Source organism: Blautia sp. An81, from assembly GCF_002161285.1.
Classification (GTDB): domain Bacteria; phylum Bacillota; class Clostridia; order Lachnospirales; family Lachnospiraceae; genus Blautia; species Blautia ornithocaccae.
The window spans coordinates 1-19,215 of sequence record NZ_NFHH01000031.1 but is presented as its reverse complement, the minus strand read 5'-3'; the positions used below and the strand labels follow the sequence as shown (position 1 = coordinate 19,215).

The window sequence follows — 19,215 nt, the reverse complement described above, 5'->3', positions numbered from 1 at the left end:
GGAGATCAGGCAGATACACCTTCTCCCTCTCTTACTGTTTTAACTCTGAGGAAGAAGTACAGCAGATGGCATACCCATACCGCTGCCAGACAGATCCTTCCTACAGGAACATTGCTCATCATGAGAAATCCTGCCGCCATTACCAAGGTAACCGTTCCCACAATGGTCAGTTTTGTTTTCATAGTCATAGCCTTCTTCTGTACAAAAGATTCCAGATGTTTCTTATACAGACTGGTTCCCATGAACCAGTCGTGAAGTTTTCTGGAGCTTTTGGCAAAACAGAAAACTGTAGCCATATAAAAAGGTACTGTAGGGAGAATAGGGAGGACCACTCCCACAGTTCCCAGACCCAGGCATATAAAACCAAGTATCATCCAAAATAGCTTTAATGGATTTTTCTTCATATTTTTCCTTTCTACCTTGTTAGAGTTTCTTCCTTAAAACTTCTAAATGGTTAGTTATATTTAACTTATAGTCTTAAAAAAAGCGCGGCTTCATAAATGAGTTAGCTGCGTCTACCTTGTATTTATATACCATATTCCCATTATCTTTGTCAATATTTTTCTGCCTCACTTGTGATTTCATCAATCATAATACACAGGATAAAGTCTGTTTTTTCCCCATAAACGATTCCAACATCGTGCTGCACTTCGGAAGTTTTTCTCTCTCCCTCCTTTCCATCTCTCTTCTCTGGATTTCCCGGTCCTGCTGTCTTTTCTTCCTTCTCTCAGAGTCTTCCATTTAAATCTCCCCGTTTCGATTTTTTAAAAAGCCTGCTGTTTTAAGTCCCCCTCTTAAAACAACAGGCTTCATAATCATGTGTACAGATTACTCCGCACCTTATGTTATGGTATTATGCCAGCATCATTCTGTCATTTGCAAATTCTCCGCCGCTGACTTCTTCAAATTTAGCCAGCAGGTCGGATACATGTAATTTCTTCTTCTCTTCTCCCGCTACATCATAGATCACTTTCCCTTCGTGCATCATGATCAGACGGTTTCCGTGGGCAATGGCATCCTTCATATTATGGGTTACCATCATAGCTGTAAGACTGTGTTCCTGAATGATCTTATCAGAAATCTCCAGTACTTTCGCTGCGGTCTTTGGATCAAGAGCCGCTGTGTGCTCATCCAAAAGAAGAAGCTTTGGTTTTTTAAGTGAAGCCATCAGCAGGGTAATGGCCTGCCTCTGTCCTCCGGAAAGCAGTCCCACCTTTGTGGTAAGACGCTCCTCCAGTCCCAGATCCAGTTCTCTTAATTGTTCTTTATAGAACTCTCTCTCTTTTCTGGAAATACTCCAGCGGAATCCTCTGCGCTCTCCTCTTCTGGCGGCAATAGCCATGTTTTCCTCAATGGACATGGTAGAGGCAGTTCCTGTCATAGGGTCCTGGAAAACTCTTCCCAGATAAACGGCTCTCTTATGTTCCGACAGCCGGGTAATGTCCACTCCGTCTACGATTATTTTTCCCTGGTCGATGGGCCAGACCCCGGCAATGGCGTTCAGGGTCGTAGATTTTCCCGCCCCGTTTCCACCGATAATAGTCACGAAATCCCCGGGATTCAGATTCAGATTTACTCCGTCCAGAGCTACTTTTTCGTTAATTGTTCCTATGTTAAAGGTCTTGTGAAGGTCTTTGATTTCCAGCATATATCCCATTATTTTGCCATCCTCCTTCTTACCAGATATTTTCCTTTGAGATAAGGTGCCGCCAGGAAACAGGTCACGACTACTGCTGAAAACAGTTTCATGTAGTCAGAGTCGATTCCCAGCCACATTACCAGAGCATAGGCAATGTAATATAAGATAGCTCCCACGAAAACGGATGCCAGTGTATAGGCAAAGGCAATTTTCTTTCCTGCACAGAGCTTTCCGAAGATGACCTCACTGATGATCACGGCGGCCAGGCCGATAACAATAGCGCCACGTCCTGCATTTACATCTGCTGCTCCCTGATACTGGGCATATACGCCTCCGCACAGACCTACCAGGCCGTTGGAGATCATCAGGGCGATAACTTTGCAGAAATTTGTATTGATGCCCTGGGCGCTTGCCATCTGAGGATTACATCCTGTGGCACGGATAGAAGCTCCAAGCTCTGTTCCGAAAAGCCAATATACAATAGCCACAAGGACAAGGCATCCCACGATCAGGCCGATGAAAAACAGATAACTATTATCAGATGTCACATAACGGGCAGAAGCTACCAGGCCTTTCTGTCCGATTCCCATACTCTGATTGGCCTTTCCCATGATTCCCAGATTTACAGAATAAAGAGAAATCTGGGTCAGAATACTGGCCAGGATCCCCGGGATTCCCAGGGCTGTGTGAAGAAAGCCTGTTACAAAGCCTGCGGCCATTCCTGCCAGGAAGGCAAAGATCAGAGACAGGGCAGGGTGCATGCCTCCCTGTATCAGCATTACCGCCACGGCTCCTCCTGTAGCCAGTGAACCATCTACCGTCAGATCTGCAAAATCCAGGATCCGGAAGGTGATGTATACCCCCAAAGCCATAATTCCCCAAATAAGTCCCTGGGCCGCATTACCCGGGAGAGACCGCACCAGAGCCATCGGGTCCAGTGCCATCAGCATTGTCATAGTCATGTCATTTATTCCTTTCCAGTGTATTTTTATGTTTTATCAATTTATCACATTTTTCAATACAGCAACAGAGGCCGCCGCATTAAACAAAATGTAAAAGTTTAATGCGGCGGCTCCCTGTCTGTTCTCAGACAGTCTGCTGCCTGCTTTAGCCGGCTGCGGCATATGAAAAACAATTTATTATTCTGTCTCGATAGCTTCGTAATCTTCCGGAATGGTAATTCCTAATTCTTCACAAATTGTAGGATTATACATTTTGGTTACTTCCGGAGCAGTCTGAATTTCCATAGTAGAAATATCCTCGCCTTCTGCCAGAACCTGATAAGCCATTTCGCCAGCTGTGTATCCGATATCATAGTAGCTGATTGACAGAGTAGCAATTCCACATCCGGAACAGATTCCCTGCTCTCCTGCGATTACAGGAATCTTTGCAGGCATACATACGTTATTTACAATCTGTGTATTGGATGCCATAGTATTGTCTGTAGGAATATAGATCGCATCGCAGGTTTCAATGGCGCTGGTCACTACTGTCTGGATTTCATTGGAGTCGGCTGCAGTATATTCTTCGTATTCAATTCCGTCTTCTTCCAGAGCTTCCTCAAAAAGCTGTGCCTGGTACTGGGAATTAGGTTCTGCAGAACAGTAAAGAATTCCTACTTTCTTGGTATCCGGCAGCAGTTCTAACAGCATATCCTCCTGCTGATCAATAGGGGCCAGGTCGCTGGTTCCGGAAACATTTACTCCGGTAGCTCCCGTCCAGTCATCAATGCCAAGAGCTGTAGCATAGTCTGTAATAGAAGTTCCCAGGATAGGGATATCTGCCGTTGCCTGGGCTGCTGTCTGTAAAGGCAGCGTAGCGTTTGCCAGGATCAGATCTACATCTGCAGATACAAAGTTATTAATAATGGTAGAACACATAGCCTGCTCGCCCTGAGCATTCTGCTGATCAAATTCTACATTTCCTTCCCCGAAAAGTTCTGTACAGGCATCCATAAATCCCTGGGTAGCCTGATCCAGCGCATCGTGTTCCATCTGCTGGCAGATACCTATGGTATAAGTTTCGCCGCTTCCTGATGACTCAGAAGACGCGCTTTCCTCTGTACCGCTGCTCTCTGAGCCGGAATCAGAACTTCCTCCGCAGGCAGTCATTGCCATACCCATGGTCGCTGCCATCATGATCGCCAATATTTTCTTCAACTTCATTTTCATTTCCTCCCTGTTGCTTTATCACGAAAAACCGTTACGCTTTACTGCGCAAAAGTTCTAATGGTGCTATTATACACCCCAGGGCTATATTCGTCAACTTGAAATATATTTTTATACGATCTCGTCCAGCCAGATTCCCTGGATCTTCTGGATCTTATCTAAATCTGTTCTCATCTCTTCCGGCATATCCGGCCACAGAGTCTCTGCTTCTTCGCAGCCAAACATCCAGGCAGTTAAATCTCCGATATCTGCCTTCAATGTCCACAGCCTCTGGGCTGCCTGCAGCTCCTCCTGGCCTCCGCCCATGCTCAGACTGCTTCCATTTTCATCCAGGCTCCAGAGAAAGCTTCCTTCGTTTTCAGGAATCAGCTTGTCCTCTATTTCCAGCCGAAGAGTAAGAACCCCTGATTCCTTAAGGCTAAAAACAGGGAGAAACTCTCTTACAGATGTGATCCTTCCCATAATTCCCTGGTTTTCTTCTTCCCGGACATGCCATTTTTCCTCTGCATACAGAAGTACATGTTTTTTCTCCTGGTCTTCTGCAAAGGCCTGAAGGCCCTGGATCTCTCCGCTGCTGTCCCTGAGGAAATACAGCTCTCTCTTTTCACTTTCCAATTCTTTTTTCATTCGGCGTACATAGGCTTCGTCACGGCAGGTATAGACCTGGCTTCTCTTTGAAAGCCACTGTTCCATATATGCTCCGGCAGCCTCACAATCTTCCCGGCTCTCTGACACCAGGATCTGCTCCAGCTTCTCCCTAGCATCAGAGACCAGCTGCAGCTTCTGTCTTTTCCAGATAAACCGGAAATCAAAAGGACGGTAAATGGCCTCTGCCGCAGGCATCAGGAAAGTAAAAGGCCTCCCTTCCAGGTTCATGTCTCTTAACGCCCGGGTCAGCACCTCTCTCATATATCCCTTGCCTCTTTGGCTCTCTTCTGTGGCAACTGCCACGATATAGTCGGCCATCCCCGATTTCTCTCCTATATGGACTTTATAAGGATTTCTGTGAAGCATGGAGACGATCCTTCCTTCTTCTTTTTTCACCAGAATACGGTTGTCCCTGGTCTTCTCCTGATAATAAAAGTCCAGATAAGCATCTGTATCTTCCGGAAAACAAGATTTCCAGAGAGGAATTGTCTCTTTCTTTTCTTCCTGGGGAAGATATTCCGGCAGGTTTTCTGAAGCTGTATTCTCGATTTCTTCCGCCCATTTATAAGATTTTTGTCCGTCCAGAAGCTGTTCTACCAGATATTTTCTTGCAAAGTCTGCCGGATTATAGGACATCTTGGCCTTTCTCAGTCCCTCCAGTCCCATATCGTCTTCCCGGTTCACCCACTGGACCTCCGGGAATTCATGGAGCAGGAACATCTGATTAATAGCCTGATAAAGTCCCGGGATTTCCGGGTTGGCTTTTTCAATATGGATCACCGCCATATCCTCGATCTTGTTGTAGCTTCCCACAGAGAAGGCCTCTAACTGTCCATCTACATAAATTCCTCCCATGTGGATGTTCAGCTCACAGCAGTTTCTCAGAATGTCGTGGATTCCCCGGACTTCATAGTCTAAATGCTCCTCCTGGTCCTCGCCTTTCTGGATCCTCCAGCGGTCCAGGAATTTCCACATGTCATCTTTGTCATCGCAGCCCAGAGTCCTGTATTCAAATCTTCCCTCATACTGGCGGAGAAATACATTCAGCCGGTTCTTTTTCTTATGAAGTTTCTTTCCTGAGAGTTTCCGCAGAGATTCTCCAAGATACAGGTAGTCTCTGGAATCCTCCTGCTCTTTTACAAAGTATTTCTCTTCCGGCAGGTTCAGATATTTTACCGCATACTCATCTGCCAGGTTGATCACAAGAGGATAACCCAGTTCCTCATTAAAATACTGCTCAATGGCATGGAATGCGTCCGGCAGGTCCTCCTCTTTACAGAGAGGCATGGCAGAAAAACATTTCCCGTTGTATTCCATAAGCCACAGCAATGCCCTGTTTTCCCAGATTGCATAACGGACATTATAAAATTCTTTCCAGATAAAGCTCTCCAGAAAAACACTGTCACAGGTGTTGTTTTTACGCATGTTATAATAGGGCATCATCAGAGGACTGTCCTCCACAGTGATTTCCTTAAATTCTAAATTCACGATTTTGTCTCCTTATATTTTCTTTTATCCGGCCCGAAACTGGCCAATTTTGGTCCATATTAGTATATCATATTCTGGACATTTTTCAAGGAGCTGCCGCAGCAGCTCCTCTTAAATTTTCTCAGAATATATGGAACTGTACTACCAGTGCCGCAAATACAATGGATACCATGGATAGAAGTTTGATAAGGATGTTAATGGAGGGTCCTGAGGTATCTTTGAAGGGATCTCCCACCGTATCTCCAACCACCGCTGCTTTATGCGCCTCGCTTCCTTTTCCTCCGTGGGCGCCGCCCTCGATATATTTTTTAGCATTGTCCCAGGCGCCCCCGGCATTTGCCATGAAAACCGCCATGAGAAAGCCTGTAGCCGTAGAACCGGCCAAAAGGCCGATGACCCCGTTATAACCCAGGATCAGGCCGGTGACTACCGGGGTAACAATAGCCAGCAAAGTAGGAAGGATCATTTCCCGAAGACTGGCCCTGGTACAGATATCCACACAGGTTTCATAATCCGCCTCTGCCTTTCCTTCCATCAGGCCTTTGATCTCTTTAAACTGCCTTCTTACTTCTATTACGATACTCTGAGCCGCCCGGCCTACAGAGGACATGGTAAGGGCCGCAAAGACAAAGGGCAGGCAGGCCCCGATAAAGATGCCGCACAGAACAGTAGGATTCATAATACTCATATCCAGCTCCACAGATGCCCCTCCTACTTCCTGTACCTTCTCCACATAAGAAGCGATCAGGGCCAGAGCTGTCAGAGCAGCAGAACCGATGGCAAAGCCTTTTCCTGTGGCGGCTGTGGTATTTCCCAGAGAATCCAAGGCGTCTGTCCTTACCCGTACCTCCGGATCAAGTCCTGCCATCTCTGCAATTCCTCCTGCATTGTCTGCTATAGGGCCGTAGGCATCTGTGGCAAGGGTAATTCCCAGAGTAGACAACATCCCAACTGCAGAAAGGGCAATCCCATACAAACCTCTGGTAGCTTCGATAAAACCTCCGGAACATACATAGGCTGCCATTACGCAGATGACCACGATCAAAATTGGAAGAGCTGTAGAAAGCATACCCAGACTCAACCCTCCGATAATAATGGTGGCCGAACCGGTGGCTGATTTATCTGCCAGATTCTGGGTAGGCTTATACGTATCTGAGGTAAAATATTCTGTAAAAAATCCGATCAGGACTCCTGCCAGAAGGCCAGCCAGAATGGCCAGATAAAAACCGATAAATTCTCTTCCAAGAACCAGCCATACTAAAGGAAAGGCCACTACTGCTATTAAAATAGCGCTGGTATTGGTCCCTCTCCGCAGGGCTCCGAGAAGAGTGCTCTGCTTAGTACTTTCTCCGGTCTTCACCAGAAGGCTTCCGATGATAGAAGCCAGAACTCCCACTGCCGCCAGGACCATAGAAATTACCACTGCGTTTACACGATCCACAGACTCGATTTTATTGAAAGCGATAACTCCCAGGGCACAGGCAGAAAGAATGGAGCCTACATAGGACTCATAAAGATCTGCACCCATTCCAGCCACATCTCCTACGTTATCTCCTACATTGTCTGCGATTACCGCAGGATTTCTAGGGTCATCCTCAGGGATCCCAGCCTCCACTTTTCCTACCAGGTCCGCTCCTACATCGGCTGCTTTGGTGTAAATCCCTCCTCCCACACGGGCGAAAAGAGCCATACTGGAAGCGCCCATTCCGAAGGTGAGCATGGTGCTGGTAATATCCTCTATGGGAAGTTTAAAAACCAGGCGGAGCAGAAGGTACCAGATGGAAATATCCAGAAGTCCCAGTCCCACCACTGTAAACCCCATGACAGATCCTGCGGAAAAAGCTACGTTCAGTCCTTTGTTCAGCCCCTGCTGGCAGGCAGCCGCTGTCCGGGCATTGGCTCTGGTAGCAATCTGCATTCCCACAAAGCCGGAAAGACCGGAGAAGAATCCCCCGGTAATAAAGGCAAAAGGCACAAACCAGGTAAGATAGCCAAAAGCCGCCATAGCAAAAAGTATGACGAACATACCTGCGAAAAAGCAGATCAGTATCCGGTACTGCCTCCTGAGGTAAGCCATCGCCCCATGGTGAATAGAAGATGATATTTTCTGCATCTGCTCATTTCCCTGGGGAAATTTCAGCACTCTCGCTGCCCGGCTGGCCCCAAAAGCCAGGGCCAGGATAGAACCGAACAAAGTAAGTAACGCTAATTGGTTGTCCATAAAAAACCCCCTTTCAAGATACTATAACTATGTGCCATTTGTTTATATTATACTTCGTATTCTGAGAAAAGAACAGTATTTTCTGTAAATAATAAGGCAGCGATATCGTTTTCATTATATTTGGGATACTTTACAGAACAGGTATATTTTTTTACATAGATTTGAAATATTTTATATAGAAATCCCCCGCCATCTATAGTACCATTACTATGAAGGAGGAAAACAAATTATGAAATTCAAACTGAATGCTTTAGAGAAAAAATGGATCTTGTATGATGTGGGAAATTCTGCATTTACCCTTTTAGTTTCTACCATCATGCCGATCTATTTCAATTATCTGGCAGGAAATGCCGGAGTATCCGACGTAGATTATCTGGCTTACTGGGGCTACGCCGTATCGGTATCTACCGTGATTGTAGCCATACTGGGACCTGTGCTGGGAACATTTTCTGATTTCCCCGGCTGGAAGAAAAAAATCTTCCTGACCGTCCTGCTTATCGGCGCCCTGGGGTGTGTGTTCCTGGGATTCACCTCATCCTGGCTCTGGTTCCTGCTGGTATTTGTCATCGCCAAATCCGCCTATTCCCTGAGTCTTGTTGTCTATGATTCCATGCTTACGGATATTACAGACAAAGACCGGATGGACGAGGTATCCTCCCACGGCTATGCCTGGGGCTATATCGGAAGCTGCATACCTTTTATCATCAGCCTGCTTCTGGTATTGTTCTATGAAAATCTTGGCATTTCCATGGAGCTGGCTATGGGCGGCGCCTTTCTTCTCACCGCCATCTGGTGGGTGTGTATGGCCCTGCCTCTGACTACCTCTTACAGGCAGAAAAACTTTACCCCTGTGACCAAAAGTCCTGTCTCCTCAGGTCTGAAACGTCTGGCCAGGATTTTTTCTGAGCTGAAAGAGAAAAAGAAAATCCTCTTTTTCCTGATTGCCTTTTTCTTCTTTATTGACGGGGTTTACACCATTATCGATATGGCCACCGCCTATGGAACCGCTCTCGGCCTGGATACCACAGGACTCCTTCTGGCTCTTTTGCTGACCCAGATCGTGGCTTTTCCCGCAGCACTGACCTTTGGAAGACTGTCCAGAAAAGCTCCGGCCTCCAGGCTGATCCTGATCTGTATCGGAGCCTATTTCTGTATTTCTCTTTATGGGATCATTCTCTCCAAACAGTATCAGTTCTGGATCCTGGCCGTATGCGTGGGAATTTTCCAGGGAGCTATCCAGTCTCTGTCCCGCTCCTACTTTGCCCAGATCATCCCGGAAGACAAATCCGGGGAATATTTCGGTATTTACGATATCTGCGGCAAAGGGGCATCCTTTATGGGAACCATGCTGGTATCCCTGGTAAGCCAGATCTCCGGAAGCGTGAATCTGGGCGTGGGCGCACTTTCGGTAATGTTTCTTATCGGATTTCTGATCTTTATAAAAGCAGACAAAATCTAAAAAAATCATAAAAATCTGATAAAATTTTCCTGTTGACATTCTGCTTTTTTGAGATATAATGATAGCGAATTGAGAAAAGCCAATGCGAAGAACAGGACAAGACTTCCCAGGCAGTTATGTTTTCAGAGAGTCTCCGGGCGGTGTGAGGAGACAGCATAGCCAGGGCGACTATCACCTGTGAGCAGTCAGGGTGAACGTGAAATCAGTAACCCGGACCGGAATTCCTCCGTTATAGGGAAACCTGTTAATTCAGCAGAAACTGAACGACGGGACTGAGAGACCGGTATATCCGGTAATTAGAAGTGGTAACGCGGAGATTATATCATTCGTCTTCTGACAGAGCAATCTGTCAGGAGGCGTTTTTTTATTTCTGCAGGCAATAGGCCAGGCTTCCTGTACAGGAACTTTCAGGCAGATGGACAGCGCCTGGGACGCTATTTGGCTTGGATCAGAAAATAAGCAAAGGAGACATGAAATTATGAACACACTTGTAATCGTACTCATCGCCGCCGTATGTCTGATCGCAGCTTATGCTTTATATGGACGCTGGCTGGCGAAAAAATGGGGCATCGACCCCAAAGCAAAGACTCCGGCTGTCCTTCATAATGACGGACAGGACTATGTGCCTACAGACGGCTGGACCGTATTTGCCCACCAGTTTTCTTCCATCGCAGGAGCAGGCCCTGTTACGGGAGCTATCCAGGCCGCTGCCTTCGGCTGGCTGCCGGTCCTTCTGTGGATCATCCTGGGCGGTATCTTCTTCGGGGCTGTCACAGACTTCGGGGCCCTTTACGCCAGTGTAAAAAACGATGGAAAATCCATGGGACTTCTCATTGAGAAATACATAGGCAAGACGGGCCGTAAACTGTTCCTGGGATTCTGCTGGCTGTTTACCCTCATCGTTATGGCTGCCTTTGCAGATATGGTGGCAGATACATTCAACGCCTACGTGGTAACAGACGGCGTGCAGACTCTCTCTGAAAACGCCACTGTAAACGGCGCTGCCGGAAGTATTTCCCTGTTCTTCATCCTCTTTGCCGCAGTCTTCGGACTGGTACAGAAAAAGATGAAGTTTACCGGCTGGAAAGAAGTGGTCCTGGGGCTGGTCTTTACGGTACTGGCTTTTGTATGCGGAATGAACCTTCCTGTGATCCTCGGCAAGGAAATGTGGATCTATATTGCTTTTATCTATATTTTCCTGGCAGCTGTACTTCCTATGTGGTTCCTTATGCAGCCAAGAGATTATATGTCCACCTTCATGTTTGTCGGCATGATCGCAGGGGCGGTCCTTGGACTGATCTTTGCTCATCCTTCCATGAACCTTCCTGCTTTTACAGGATTCCAGAATGAAAACCTGGGAACTCTTTTCCCCATTCTGTTTGTGACCGTTGCCTGCGGCGCCGTATCCGGATTCCACAGTCTGGTATCCTCCGGCACCTCCTCAAAAACGATTTCCAATGAAAAGGATATGCTGAAGGTAGGCTACGGCGCCATGGTACTGGAAAGTCTTCTGGCTGTCATCGCCCTGTGCGTGGCAGGAGCCGCCGCCAGCGCAGACGGAACCGCCGCAGTGGGAACCCCCTTCCAGATCTTCTCCTCAGGAGTCGCAGGTTTCCTGGAAATGTTCCACATTCCTGTATTTGTGGCCCAGAGCTTTATGACCATGTGCGTATCCGCCCTGGCTTTCACTACCCTGGATTCCGTGGCACGTATCGGACGTATGTCTTTCCAGGAGCTATTCAGTGTGGATGACATGGAACATGCTAAAGGCTGGAGAAAAGTCCTGTGCAACAAATATTTTGCCACTCTGATCACACTGGCATTTGGCTATATCCTGACACAGGTAGGCTACTCCAATATCTGGCCTCTCTTCGGAAGCGCCAACCAGCTCCTCAGCGCTCTGGTACTGATCACCCTCTGCGTATTCCTGAAAGTCACAGGCCGGGAACTGCGGACTCTGGTACCTCCTTTCGTGATCATGCTGGTGGTAACCTTTACTGCTTTGGTGCAGAGATTTATCGCTCTGGTCAATGCCTTTACAGCAGGAACGGGAGTATTTATGGTAGAAGGCCTCCAGCTTATAATCGCTGTGCTTCTGATGATCCTGGGCGTGACTATTGTAGTGACCTCCGGAAAGGAACTTTTGAAGAAAAAGGCAGCTGCCTGATCTTGGAAGTGATTCCTGTATAATTTACAAATTTTCAGCCTCTTTCATATAGTTCCTGCGGATTTCCTCCGGCACCAGGATTCCTCCTGTTGCCCACAGGACATGAACGGCTCTGTCCATGGAGTCTTCAAGATGATTTTTTCTCAGATATGCTTCAAACTCCGGACTTCCCCAGATTCCCACAGGACCCTGAAATCCTGCGCAGGCACTGGGTTCCAGGAAGATATTCTGGGTATCCAGCAAGTCTTTCATATAGCGGTACAGCTTTTCATCTTCCACAGTTACAGCTCCGCTTAAAAGAGGCTCCATAACTTTTCCCACAAAGGCGGAGGGCCGTCCTACGGCCAGTCCGTCTGCCTGGGTCTTTCCGGTAAGGCCCACATCTTCTACAGATATCCGGTCATGAAGCCCTGTAGACATTCCCAGAAGCATACAGGGAGCCTGGACAGGCTCTGCAAAAAAGCAGTGTACATGATCTCCGTAAATTTCTTTCAGGCCGAAAGTGATGCCTCCCGGCGCCCCGCCTACGCCGCAGGGTATATAAACAAACAGAGGATGCTCCTGATCCACGGCTATGCCGGCTTCCTGAAGCTGATCTGCGATTCTTTTTCCCGCAGTAGCATATCCTAAAAACAGATCTTTTGAATTTTCATCATCCACAAAATAACTTTTCTCATCCCGGGCGGAAAGCTTTCTTCCCTGTTCCACGGCTTTTCCATAGTCTGACCGATATTCCCGGACATCTACCCCATAGCTTCTCAGCAGATCTTTCTTCCACTGTTTTGCATCTGCGGACATATGTATGATCACCTTATATCCCAGAACAGCACTGATAATGCCGATGCTCAGTCCCAGATTTCCTGTAGATCCCACCTGAATGGTATAGTCTTTGAAAAATCTCTTTTTCTCCGGGTCACCCAAATGTTCATATCCCTCTCCCGGCTTCAGGAGTCCATGGGCTAAGGCCAGATCTTCCGTGTGCTTCAGCACCTCGTAGATCCCCCCTCTGGCTTTCACAGAACCTGCAATAGCCAGACGGTTGTCTTCTTTAAGGAACAGTCTGCCGCGGCACTTTTTCCCGTATTTTTCTTCCATCCGCTTTTTCATATAAGGGATTTCCGTAAGAGGGGACTCAATAAGTCCATTCCGCTCTCTGGTCTCCGGAAAATATTTCATGAGCAGAGGTGCAAACCGTTCCAGTCTTTTCCTGGCCTCTTCAATGTCCTCCTCTGTCAGAGGAAGATTCTCAGAGGCTTCCTGGAAAGGAATCTTCCCCGGGTTGATCCACAGGACTTCTTTTCCCTTTTTTATTTTCTCCAGCAAGGAATTGTCCTTAATCTGCATTTCCAAGTTTTCCATTCTTTTTCCTCCAGGCAATATGGGACATAATACGGCAGCTTTTCTGAAAGAAAGCTACTCCATAGGACAGCACTGTTTTAAATCCCGATGCCTCTATCTTTTTTCTATACTGCCTTTCCTGTATCTGTACCAGTGCTCTTTCGCATCCTCTCTCCAGTTCACTTTCCTTTCTGGAAACCTTTACCTCCAAAACTGCCGCCCGGCGTTTTACTTTGTCCTTTATTACCAGATCCGGTCTGCCCAGTCCGCTTTCATGGTTGGATTCTACTACATAACCAGCCCCGGAAAATAAGCCTGCCAGAAAGGCATGGTAAAAGCTTTCTGCATAGTCATGATAGCTTATGGTATCAAAAAGTAAATCCGAGATAAGCTCTGTCAGCTTTTCTGAATCCCCTTTCCACAATGCTTCGAAAAGTTCTTTTCTGTCACTATACATATTTTTTTCCTGCAGCCAGTTCAGCACGCTTTTTCTAAAAATATCCTGGATTTCCGCATTGGGAATCTTTAAGGTGATTTTATTTCTTTCCTGGGGCAGCTCTTCCTGTGTTTCCTCTTTCACCTTGGTAAGATAGCCGGTAAGATACAGCAGGCTCCAGAGATTTTCTTCTGTAGAAGTCAAAAAAAGTCATAGCTCACATTTTCATTGACAGATTCCCGGATGGCTTCGCCGTTCAGCAGCTTTTCAAATTTTTCTGTCACATCAAAATCCCTGCGTTTCAGGAACAATTCTATGATTTTATTGTCACTGGTATGCTCCCAAAAATTTTCCGGTTTTTTCACACCCTCTGTAAGAACCCTCTGCACATAATTCAGCACATCCCAGGGACAGTAGATTTCTATATTTCCGAATATATAGCCGTCATACCATTTGCGGACTGTTTCCTGACAGTCCTGGCATCCGGCTTCTTTTAAAAATTCAGCAACCTCCGGTCTAGTAAATCCAAAAAACTCGTCATAACGTATATCTGAAATCGTATCTGTTGTAAAGTTATTCGTTCCCGTAAAAATACTTTCCTTTGCAATGCGAAGGCATCCCGTGACCACGGCAAATCTCAAAGACTCATTGTCCTTCAATGCCGTACTCATCATTGTCTTGATCACTTCCAGCATCTTTTCATAATATCCATTGCTGCTGGCCTTTGCCATAGGTACATCATACTCGTCCAGAAGGAGTATCACTGGTTTTTTATAATATTCCTTCATCATTCTCATAAGGACAAGAAGGGAGCTCTGCACATCTGTAAAAGTCCCTGTCTGTTCCTTTAATCTGGTAAAAATCTGTTTGTATGCAGGGTTTACCCTGCTGCTCTCTTCCAGATACTGATGCTCTATGCAAATCTGAGAAAGAGTAAATTTCAGCAGCCCCATAGCATTTTCAAAAGTACTTCCGTCTACATCTTTAAAAGAGAGAAACAAAGTAGGCCACTGATTCATCCATTTCCGGCATAGTTCCTGATTCTGAGAAATCTTTAGGCCAGAAAATAAATATCTGCTGTCTTTTCGTATATCCAAAAAATTGTCCAGCATACTCATTCCCAAAGTTTTCCCGAAACGTCTGGGACGGGTAATCAGTGTTACTTCTGTTGCGTCTGTTTTCAGCAGTTCTTCTATCAGACCACTTTTATCCATATAGTAATAGCCGTTTTCCCGGATTTTTCTAAAATCAGACACGCCTACCGGAATCTTCAACTGTTTCAGCATACTACTCCTCCTTTCTATGCTAATCATAACACATATAGGAATTTCCTTACAGACAAATTTTCCCCAGACAAATACTTTACTCTTTCAAAAGTTTTCTCAATATCTCAGCAAACTCTTCAATGTAATAACTGGCATTCTCCTTCACCCAGAAAAGGCAGTAGTTCCGCTTTAACTGTTGTCCTTGCTCCATGACAGGCAGCCGTTTTACGCCTGTTCCGCAGGGAGGAAGAGTCCCTACCCTTTCAACAGGCAGAAATCCCCGGTTTCCTGCCACCATCAAACGGCCCTCCTCCAGATTTTCCGCAAATAAAAAACGTCCTCCAAAGCCCAGGGTATTTTTATAATAATCTTCTTCTATATTCTGCTGTTCTCTGGAAGATATCAGGATACAGGCCTGGCGCTTCAGTTCTTCCATAGTGACCGATTCCTGTTCCGCCAAAGGACTGCGGACAGAAAGTTCCGCATAGCAGCTGCATTTCAAAAGCTGAAAATTGGCATATTTATCGGAAAAAGCTCTCCTCTGATCTGTAAGGACCAGGTCGGCCCCGCCAAAGCGGAGAAGGTCATAGAGTTCCTCATGGGTCCCATTTACGATATGAATGGAAACCTCCGGATAAAGCCTGGAAAATTCTGCCACTGCCTGATGAAGCTCCTGGCCGCTGTAGCACCGCAGATATCCGATCTTAAGCTCCATCTCCTTATCCTTCCCTATGCGGAAAGTTTCTCTGAGGATATCCTCTACTTCATTCAGGATTCCCTTACTTTGTTCATAAAAATATTCTCCCGCTGGAGTAAGGGTAAACCTTCGGTTTTCTCTGTGTATCAGCTCTACTCCCAGTTCCTTCTCCAGAGACCGTATCTGCTGAGAAATGGCTGACTGGGAAATGTAGCACTGCTCCGCCGCCTCTGTAAAGCTGTTGCATTCCACCACGGAAATAAAATATTTCATCTGTCTGAACAGCAAAAAATCACCTGTCCTTTCCCCTATATCTTTTCATGATAAAGAACAAGTCCCCCTTTTCTCCTGTGTCCTGTATCCCACAGGCCTTTCAGGTCAACCCAGAAATATTTCCCATAAGTTACGATCTTTACCATACATTTATCTGCCTGTTTTTCATATCCCACAAGGAGAAACCAATGCCATTCAAACATATCATAGTCTGGATTTCTGTGACGGAGGGTGAGGCAGGGCATAGGGAATCCCTTGTCGATCTGCCCTATAACCGCCTTCTCTGCTATCTCCACAGGTTCTTCTCCGGACAGAGGCTCCATTTGGATGTCTCTGCAGCCCTGGTCTGCCAAAAATTGGCCATATCCTTCCATATAAATATCTAAGGTGTCAATACCGGACCACCTGGGACGGAGATAAGGTTTCATCTTCATTCCAAATTGCATATATTCTGTTTTTGTGATTTTCTGCCTGTCAAAAGGATACAGGTCTGTTCCTTTGTACAAGTCAAAGAAAATACAGCTGTCACATGCTGTGACAGCTGCACATCCTCCCAGGCGCATCATCCGGTCTGAAAACCATTCCTGACTGCCTCCCCAGACCTCTTCTATTTTAAAATATTGAAGTTCTTTCTTCATGCAGCTGTCCTTTCAAGAATATTAAAAATATACTTTTCATATTTTATCATATTCTCAGACAGTTGTCACAGAAAACTCTTTCTTTCCCAAGTTCCTTTCTCTCATGATTTTTCTGGCTTTAATGGCCCGTAAAAGTAAGACGCCGTGGCTCCGCCGTCGATGAGGAAATCCGCTCCTGTAATAAAGGCTCCTTTTTCACTCATAAGCAGCTCTGCCACATTTGCCACTTCATCTGCAGTTCCGGGACGTCCTGCCGGGCATTTGGCAAACATATTTTTGTAGAAATCTCCTCTTGGGCCGTTAAACTCATCTATAGCAAGAGGCGTCACTATAATTCCCGGAGAAATGGAATTTATCCTTGCGCCCTTTTCTCCCCATTTTACAGATTCTGCCATCACACGTTTCTCATTACATCTCTTTGCCAGCTGATAAGCATGAAGAGTATCCCGGATATTTTCCGGCTGAAGAACTGCCAGGTCCAGCAGTTCTTCTGTTGGGGTACAGGCCAGCAGCTCATCTTCTTCAGGTGTAAGGGCAGGCATCCGATGTCCAGACTGACTGGAAATGGTCACGCCCACGCCCCCTTCTTTGATTACCCTTCCCGCTTCTTCCAGCAGCACAGCAGTACCGTACAAATCCACCTTCAAAATGGCTTCCACAGGAGCCTGGCTGGGAGAGACTCCGGCAGCATTTACCAGCATGGCAATTTCTCCATATTCCTGAGCCCTTTCTATAAGTTTTTTAATGGACTCTCTGGAAGAAAGGTCCATTTCCATAGCCTCTGTATCAAATCCTGCATCCTTCATGATCTTTGCAATAGTCTGGGCATTCTCCGGCTTCTTGTCTCCGATAAGGATTTTCATTCCATGTCCCATTCTCCTTGCAATAGCCATACCGATCTGACCTGCTCCTGTTAAAATCATTACCTCTTTTTTCATGATGATCCTCTCCTGTCTCAAAATACTTTCAGATAATATGTTCTCCTCTGTACCAGCTTCTATTTTATGCTCATTTACCAATTTATCAATTTCATTTTCCGGCGTTATAGATAAGTAAAACTTATCTGAACCATTACAGTCTTTAAGAATGGCTTTTTACCCTAAACCATAGACAATACTCTCATTTCCGAGAGCAGTATTCATGGGTTCTAATGATAAAAATAATGACCAGAGTAATCCCTTCTGCCGCTGCTGCAGAGGCCCACACCCATGTTTCTCCCAGCAGAACCAGTACCAGGAATATGGCTGCGGCCTTAACAAGGATTCCCCTGCTTACAGCGATAATATTGGATTTCCATGTCTGTTTCGTTGAATAATAGTAAGCGGTAAAGATCAGATTCACTGCCATAAACACAAAGGATATAGCAAATATCGGCAGCGCACCGGAGGCCATCTCTACCAGCTCAGGTTCACTGTTGAAGAGTCTCACAACCGGAATACGGAAGAGAGCAAGAATCCCGTAAATCACCACAGATGCCCCCAGATTAATCTTCATTCCTGTCCGGAAATCTGTTTTCAGCTCCTCTTTGTCATTTTTACCAAAAGCCTGCCCCCATAAAGGCTGAAGTCCCTAGGCCACGCCGGATAGAACCCCATTTGCCAGAGAATAGATAAAACTCAGTACACTGAAAGTCGCCACACCCATATCCCCCAGCGTACCAGCCAGTACCCAGTTATAGCAGAATGCAGTGACAGGCGTATTCAACTGGGAAAAGCACTCTGGCACACCACGGTTGCATATTTTTTTAACTAATGCAAAGGAATGTGTAAATTTACCGATTCGCAGGTCTCCTTTTTTCCGGATAAAGTGACTGATCAGGATTACAAAAGAAAGGACCTGGCCCAGTCCGGAGGCGACTGCTGCTCCCATGATCCCCATCTTCATAGGGAAAATAAAAAGCCAGTCCAAAAAAATATTTGCCACAGCCCCTGCGCACATTCCCCCAAATGCCAGGCCCGGAGCGCCGTCATTGCGGACAAAAATGGCAAGACAGTTACTCAGAAGGAAAGGAATTGCAAATGCCGTGTAAAAAATAAATACTCTTTTGCCAGAGGAAGTACCCTTTCGCTGCTTCCGCACAATCGTGCAATCTGCTCCGAAAACGTCATTCCTATGATCAAAAGCAGGATAGAAAGCAGGAAAGTCAGCACCAGGGCAGTCATAAACGCATCGTTCGCCCCTTTCTTATCTCCCCGGCCCAGACGGATGGCAATCACCGTCGAACCTCCCATGGCGAATAAAGTAGAAATGGCTACTAATGCAGTGATAAAGGGTACTGTAATATTAACTGCAGCCAGAGCCAGGGCTCCCACTCCCTGTCCTACGAAAATCCCGTCCACAATATTATACAGATAGGTAACGCACAGTCCGCCTGCCGATGGAAGTATGTAATATAAAATCTGTTTGCTTCGTGAATTCATAATAATCCCTCCTGGTAAAGTCATGTGAAACCAGTATACACTGTATAGTTGCTTGACAGTCAAGTATGTAGAAGCATAAATTCCGTTGACTTTGAAAATCACTGGTGTTACAATAAAAAGCGCTTGTCAGAGGACTTGCAATCAATAAGATTGTTGAAGTGGGATAAGACCATTACTGGTTTTGTTCCACTTTTTTCATTGGATTTTAATGTTCCAGTGTACTTAGTTCCTCTGCAGAAAAGTAGAAAGCTTCCTGTATACTTTAAATCAAGGAGTTGACCAAAGAAAATACCTCAAGTAAATTTAGATTATTACTGACCTGGCGAGTTGGTAAAATCTAAAAACACAAGAGGTATCT

At 46.0% G+C, this 19,215-nt stretch carries 18 protein-coding genes, 1 pseudogene and 1 other annotated feature; of the genes and pseudogenes, 2 read left to right on the top strand and 17 right to left on the bottom strand.

The window, feature by feature from the left end; translation table 11 throughout:
* Nucleotides 1–5: 5 nt before the first annotated feature.
* The 8 genes and pseudogenes from B5G33_RS18220 to B5G33_RS18195 all read right to left on the bottom strand — a co-directional run bounded on the left by B5G33_RS18220 (nucleotide 6) and on the right by B5G33_RS18195 (nucleotide 8,164).
* Nucleotides 6–404: a YbaN family protein gene (locus tag B5G33_RS18220; RefSeq protein ID WP_087418653.1), complete on the bottom strand. Its 399-nt coding sequence runs from the start codon at nucleotides 402–404 to the stop codon at nucleotides 6–8.
* A gap of 184 nt (nucleotides 405–588) precedes the next feature.
* Nucleotides 589–741 (bottom strand): hypothetical protein, encoded by a 153-nt coding sequence (locus B5G33_RS21445; protein ID WP_158229652.1) that lies wholly within the window; start codon nucleotides 739–741, stop codon nucleotides 589–591.
* Between the two features lie 112 nt (nucleotides 742–853).
* Nucleotides 854–1,648, bottom strand: coding sequence for an ABC transporter ATP-binding protein (locus B5G33_RS18215; RefSeq protein ID WP_191386038.1), 795 nt, complete (start codon nucleotides 1,646–1,648; stop codon nucleotides 854–856).
* Nucleotides 1,649–1,656: 8 nt separating this feature from the next.
* Complete coding sequence (locus tag B5G33_RS18210; protein WP_087274672.1) at nucleotides 1,657–2,595, bottom strand: ABC transporter permease; 939 nt, start codon at nucleotides 2,593–2,595, stop codon at nucleotides 1,657–1,659.
* A gap of 183 nt (nucleotides 2,596–2,778) precedes the next feature.
* Entirely contained in the window at nucleotides 2,779–3,804 is a 1,026-nt protein-coding gene (locus B5G33_RS18205; RefSeq protein WP_087274595.1) for an ABC transporter substrate-binding protein, read from the bottom strand.
* A 114-nt stretch (nucleotides 3,805–3,918) separates the two neighbouring features.
* Entirely contained in the window at nucleotides 3,919–4,269 is a 351-nt protein-coding gene (locus B5G33_RS22795) for a sterol carrier protein domain-containing protein (RefSeq protein ID WP_442856623.1), read from the bottom strand.
* 348 nt (nucleotides 4,270–4,617) lie between these two features.
* Nucleotides 4,618–5,898, bottom strand: a pseudogene (locus B5G33_RS22665) (GNAT family N-acetyltransferase); the annotation flags it as partial.
* 166 nt (nucleotides 5,899–6,064) lie between these two features.
* Complete coding sequence (locus tag B5G33_RS18195) at nucleotides 6,065–8,164, bottom strand: sodium-translocating pyrophosphatase (protein WP_087418652.1); 2,100 nt, start codon at nucleotides 8,162–8,164, stop codon at nucleotides 6,065–6,067.
* 229 nt (nucleotides 8,165–8,393) lie between these two features.
* Here B5G33_RS18195 and B5G33_RS18190 point away from each other — a divergent pair, with 229 nt between their 5' ends.
* Together B5G33_RS18190 and B5G33_RS18185 are read left to right on the top strand one after the other, a co-directional pair.
* On the top strand, nucleotides 8,394–9,623 hold the full coding sequence (locus B5G33_RS18190; RefSeq protein ID WP_087418651.1) for an MFS transporter: 1,230 nt from the start codon (nucleotides 8,394–8,396) through the stop codon (nucleotides 9,621–9,623).
* Between the two features lie 78 nt (nucleotides 9,624–9,701).
* Nucleotides 9,702–9,960 (top strand) — a binding site (T-box leader).
* Between the two features lie 141 nt (nucleotides 9,961–10,101).
* Complete coding sequence (locus tag B5G33_RS18185) at nucleotides 10,102–11,790, top strand: carbon starvation CstA family protein (RefSeq protein ID WP_087418650.1); 1,689 nt, start codon at nucleotides 10,102–10,104, stop codon at nucleotides 11,788–11,790.
* 24 nt (nucleotides 11,791–11,814) lie between these two features.
* On the opposite strand, the gene B5G33_RS18180 is transcribed toward B5G33_RS18185, so the two are convergent.
* From B5G33_RS18180 to B5G33_RS22100, 9 genes are all read right to left on the bottom strand, one after another.
* On the bottom strand, nucleotides 11,815–13,149 hold the full coding sequence (locus B5G33_RS18180; RefSeq protein WP_087418649.1) for a D-serine ammonia-lyase: 1,335 nt from the start codon (nucleotides 13,147–13,149) through the stop codon (nucleotides 11,815–11,817).
* On the bottom strand, nucleotides 13,124–13,768 hold the full coding sequence (locus tag B5G33_RS22485; protein WP_330396743.1) for a PD-(D/E)XK nuclease domain-containing protein: 645 nt from the start codon (nucleotides 13,766–13,768) through the stop codon (nucleotides 13,124–13,126). The genes B5G33_RS18180 and B5G33_RS22485 overlap by 26 nt, the downstream gene beginning before the upstream one ends.
* Nucleotides 13,765–14,850, bottom strand: a complete 1,086-nt coding sequence (locus B5G33_RS22480; protein WP_330396742.1) for an AAA family ATPase — start codon at nucleotides 14,848–14,850, stop codon at nucleotides 13,765–13,767. The genes B5G33_RS22485 and B5G33_RS22480 overlap by 4 nt, the downstream gene beginning before the upstream one ends.
* 76 nt (nucleotides 14,851–14,926) lie before the next feature.
* Nucleotides 14,927–15,799 (bottom strand): LysR family transcriptional regulator, encoded by an 873-nt coding sequence (locus B5G33_RS18170; RefSeq protein ID WP_242974763.1) that lies wholly within the window; start codon nucleotides 15,797–15,799, stop codon nucleotides 14,927–14,929.
* Nucleotides 15,800–15,834: 35 nt separating this feature from the next.
* Nucleotides 15,835–16,437 carry a hypothetical protein gene (locus B5G33_RS18165; protein ID WP_087418648.1) on the bottom strand — a complete coding sequence of 201 codons (603 nt, stop codon included), beginning with the start codon at nucleotides 16,435–16,437 and terminating at the stop codon, nucleotides 15,835–15,837.
* A gap of 101 nt (nucleotides 16,438–16,538) precedes the next feature.
* The gene (locus tag B5G33_RS18160; protein WP_087418647.1) at nucleotides 16,539–17,375 is read right to left on the bottom strand and encodes an SDR family oxidoreductase; all 837 of its coding nucleotides are present in this window, start codon (nucleotides 17,373–17,375) and stop codon (nucleotides 16,539–16,541) included.
* Between the two features lie 181 nt (nucleotides 17,376–17,556).
* Nucleotides 17,557–17,955, bottom strand: a complete 399-nt coding sequence (locus B5G33_RS22110; protein WP_242974765.1) for an MATE family efflux transporter — start codon at nucleotides 17,953–17,955, stop codon at nucleotides 17,557–17,559.
* Nucleotides 17,956–18,006: 51 nt separating this feature from the next.
* Entirely contained in the window at nucleotides 18,007–18,360 is a 354-nt protein-coding gene (locus B5G33_RS22105; protein ID WP_442856357.1) for a hypothetical protein, read from the bottom strand.
* Nucleotides 18,361–18,434: 74 nt separating this feature from the next.
* Nucleotides 18,435–18,857, bottom strand: coding sequence for an MATE family efflux transporter (locus tag B5G33_RS22100; RefSeq protein WP_242971393.1), 423 nt, complete (start codon nucleotides 18,855–18,857; stop codon nucleotides 18,435–18,437).
* Nucleotides 18,858–19,215: the final 358 nt, after the last annotated feature.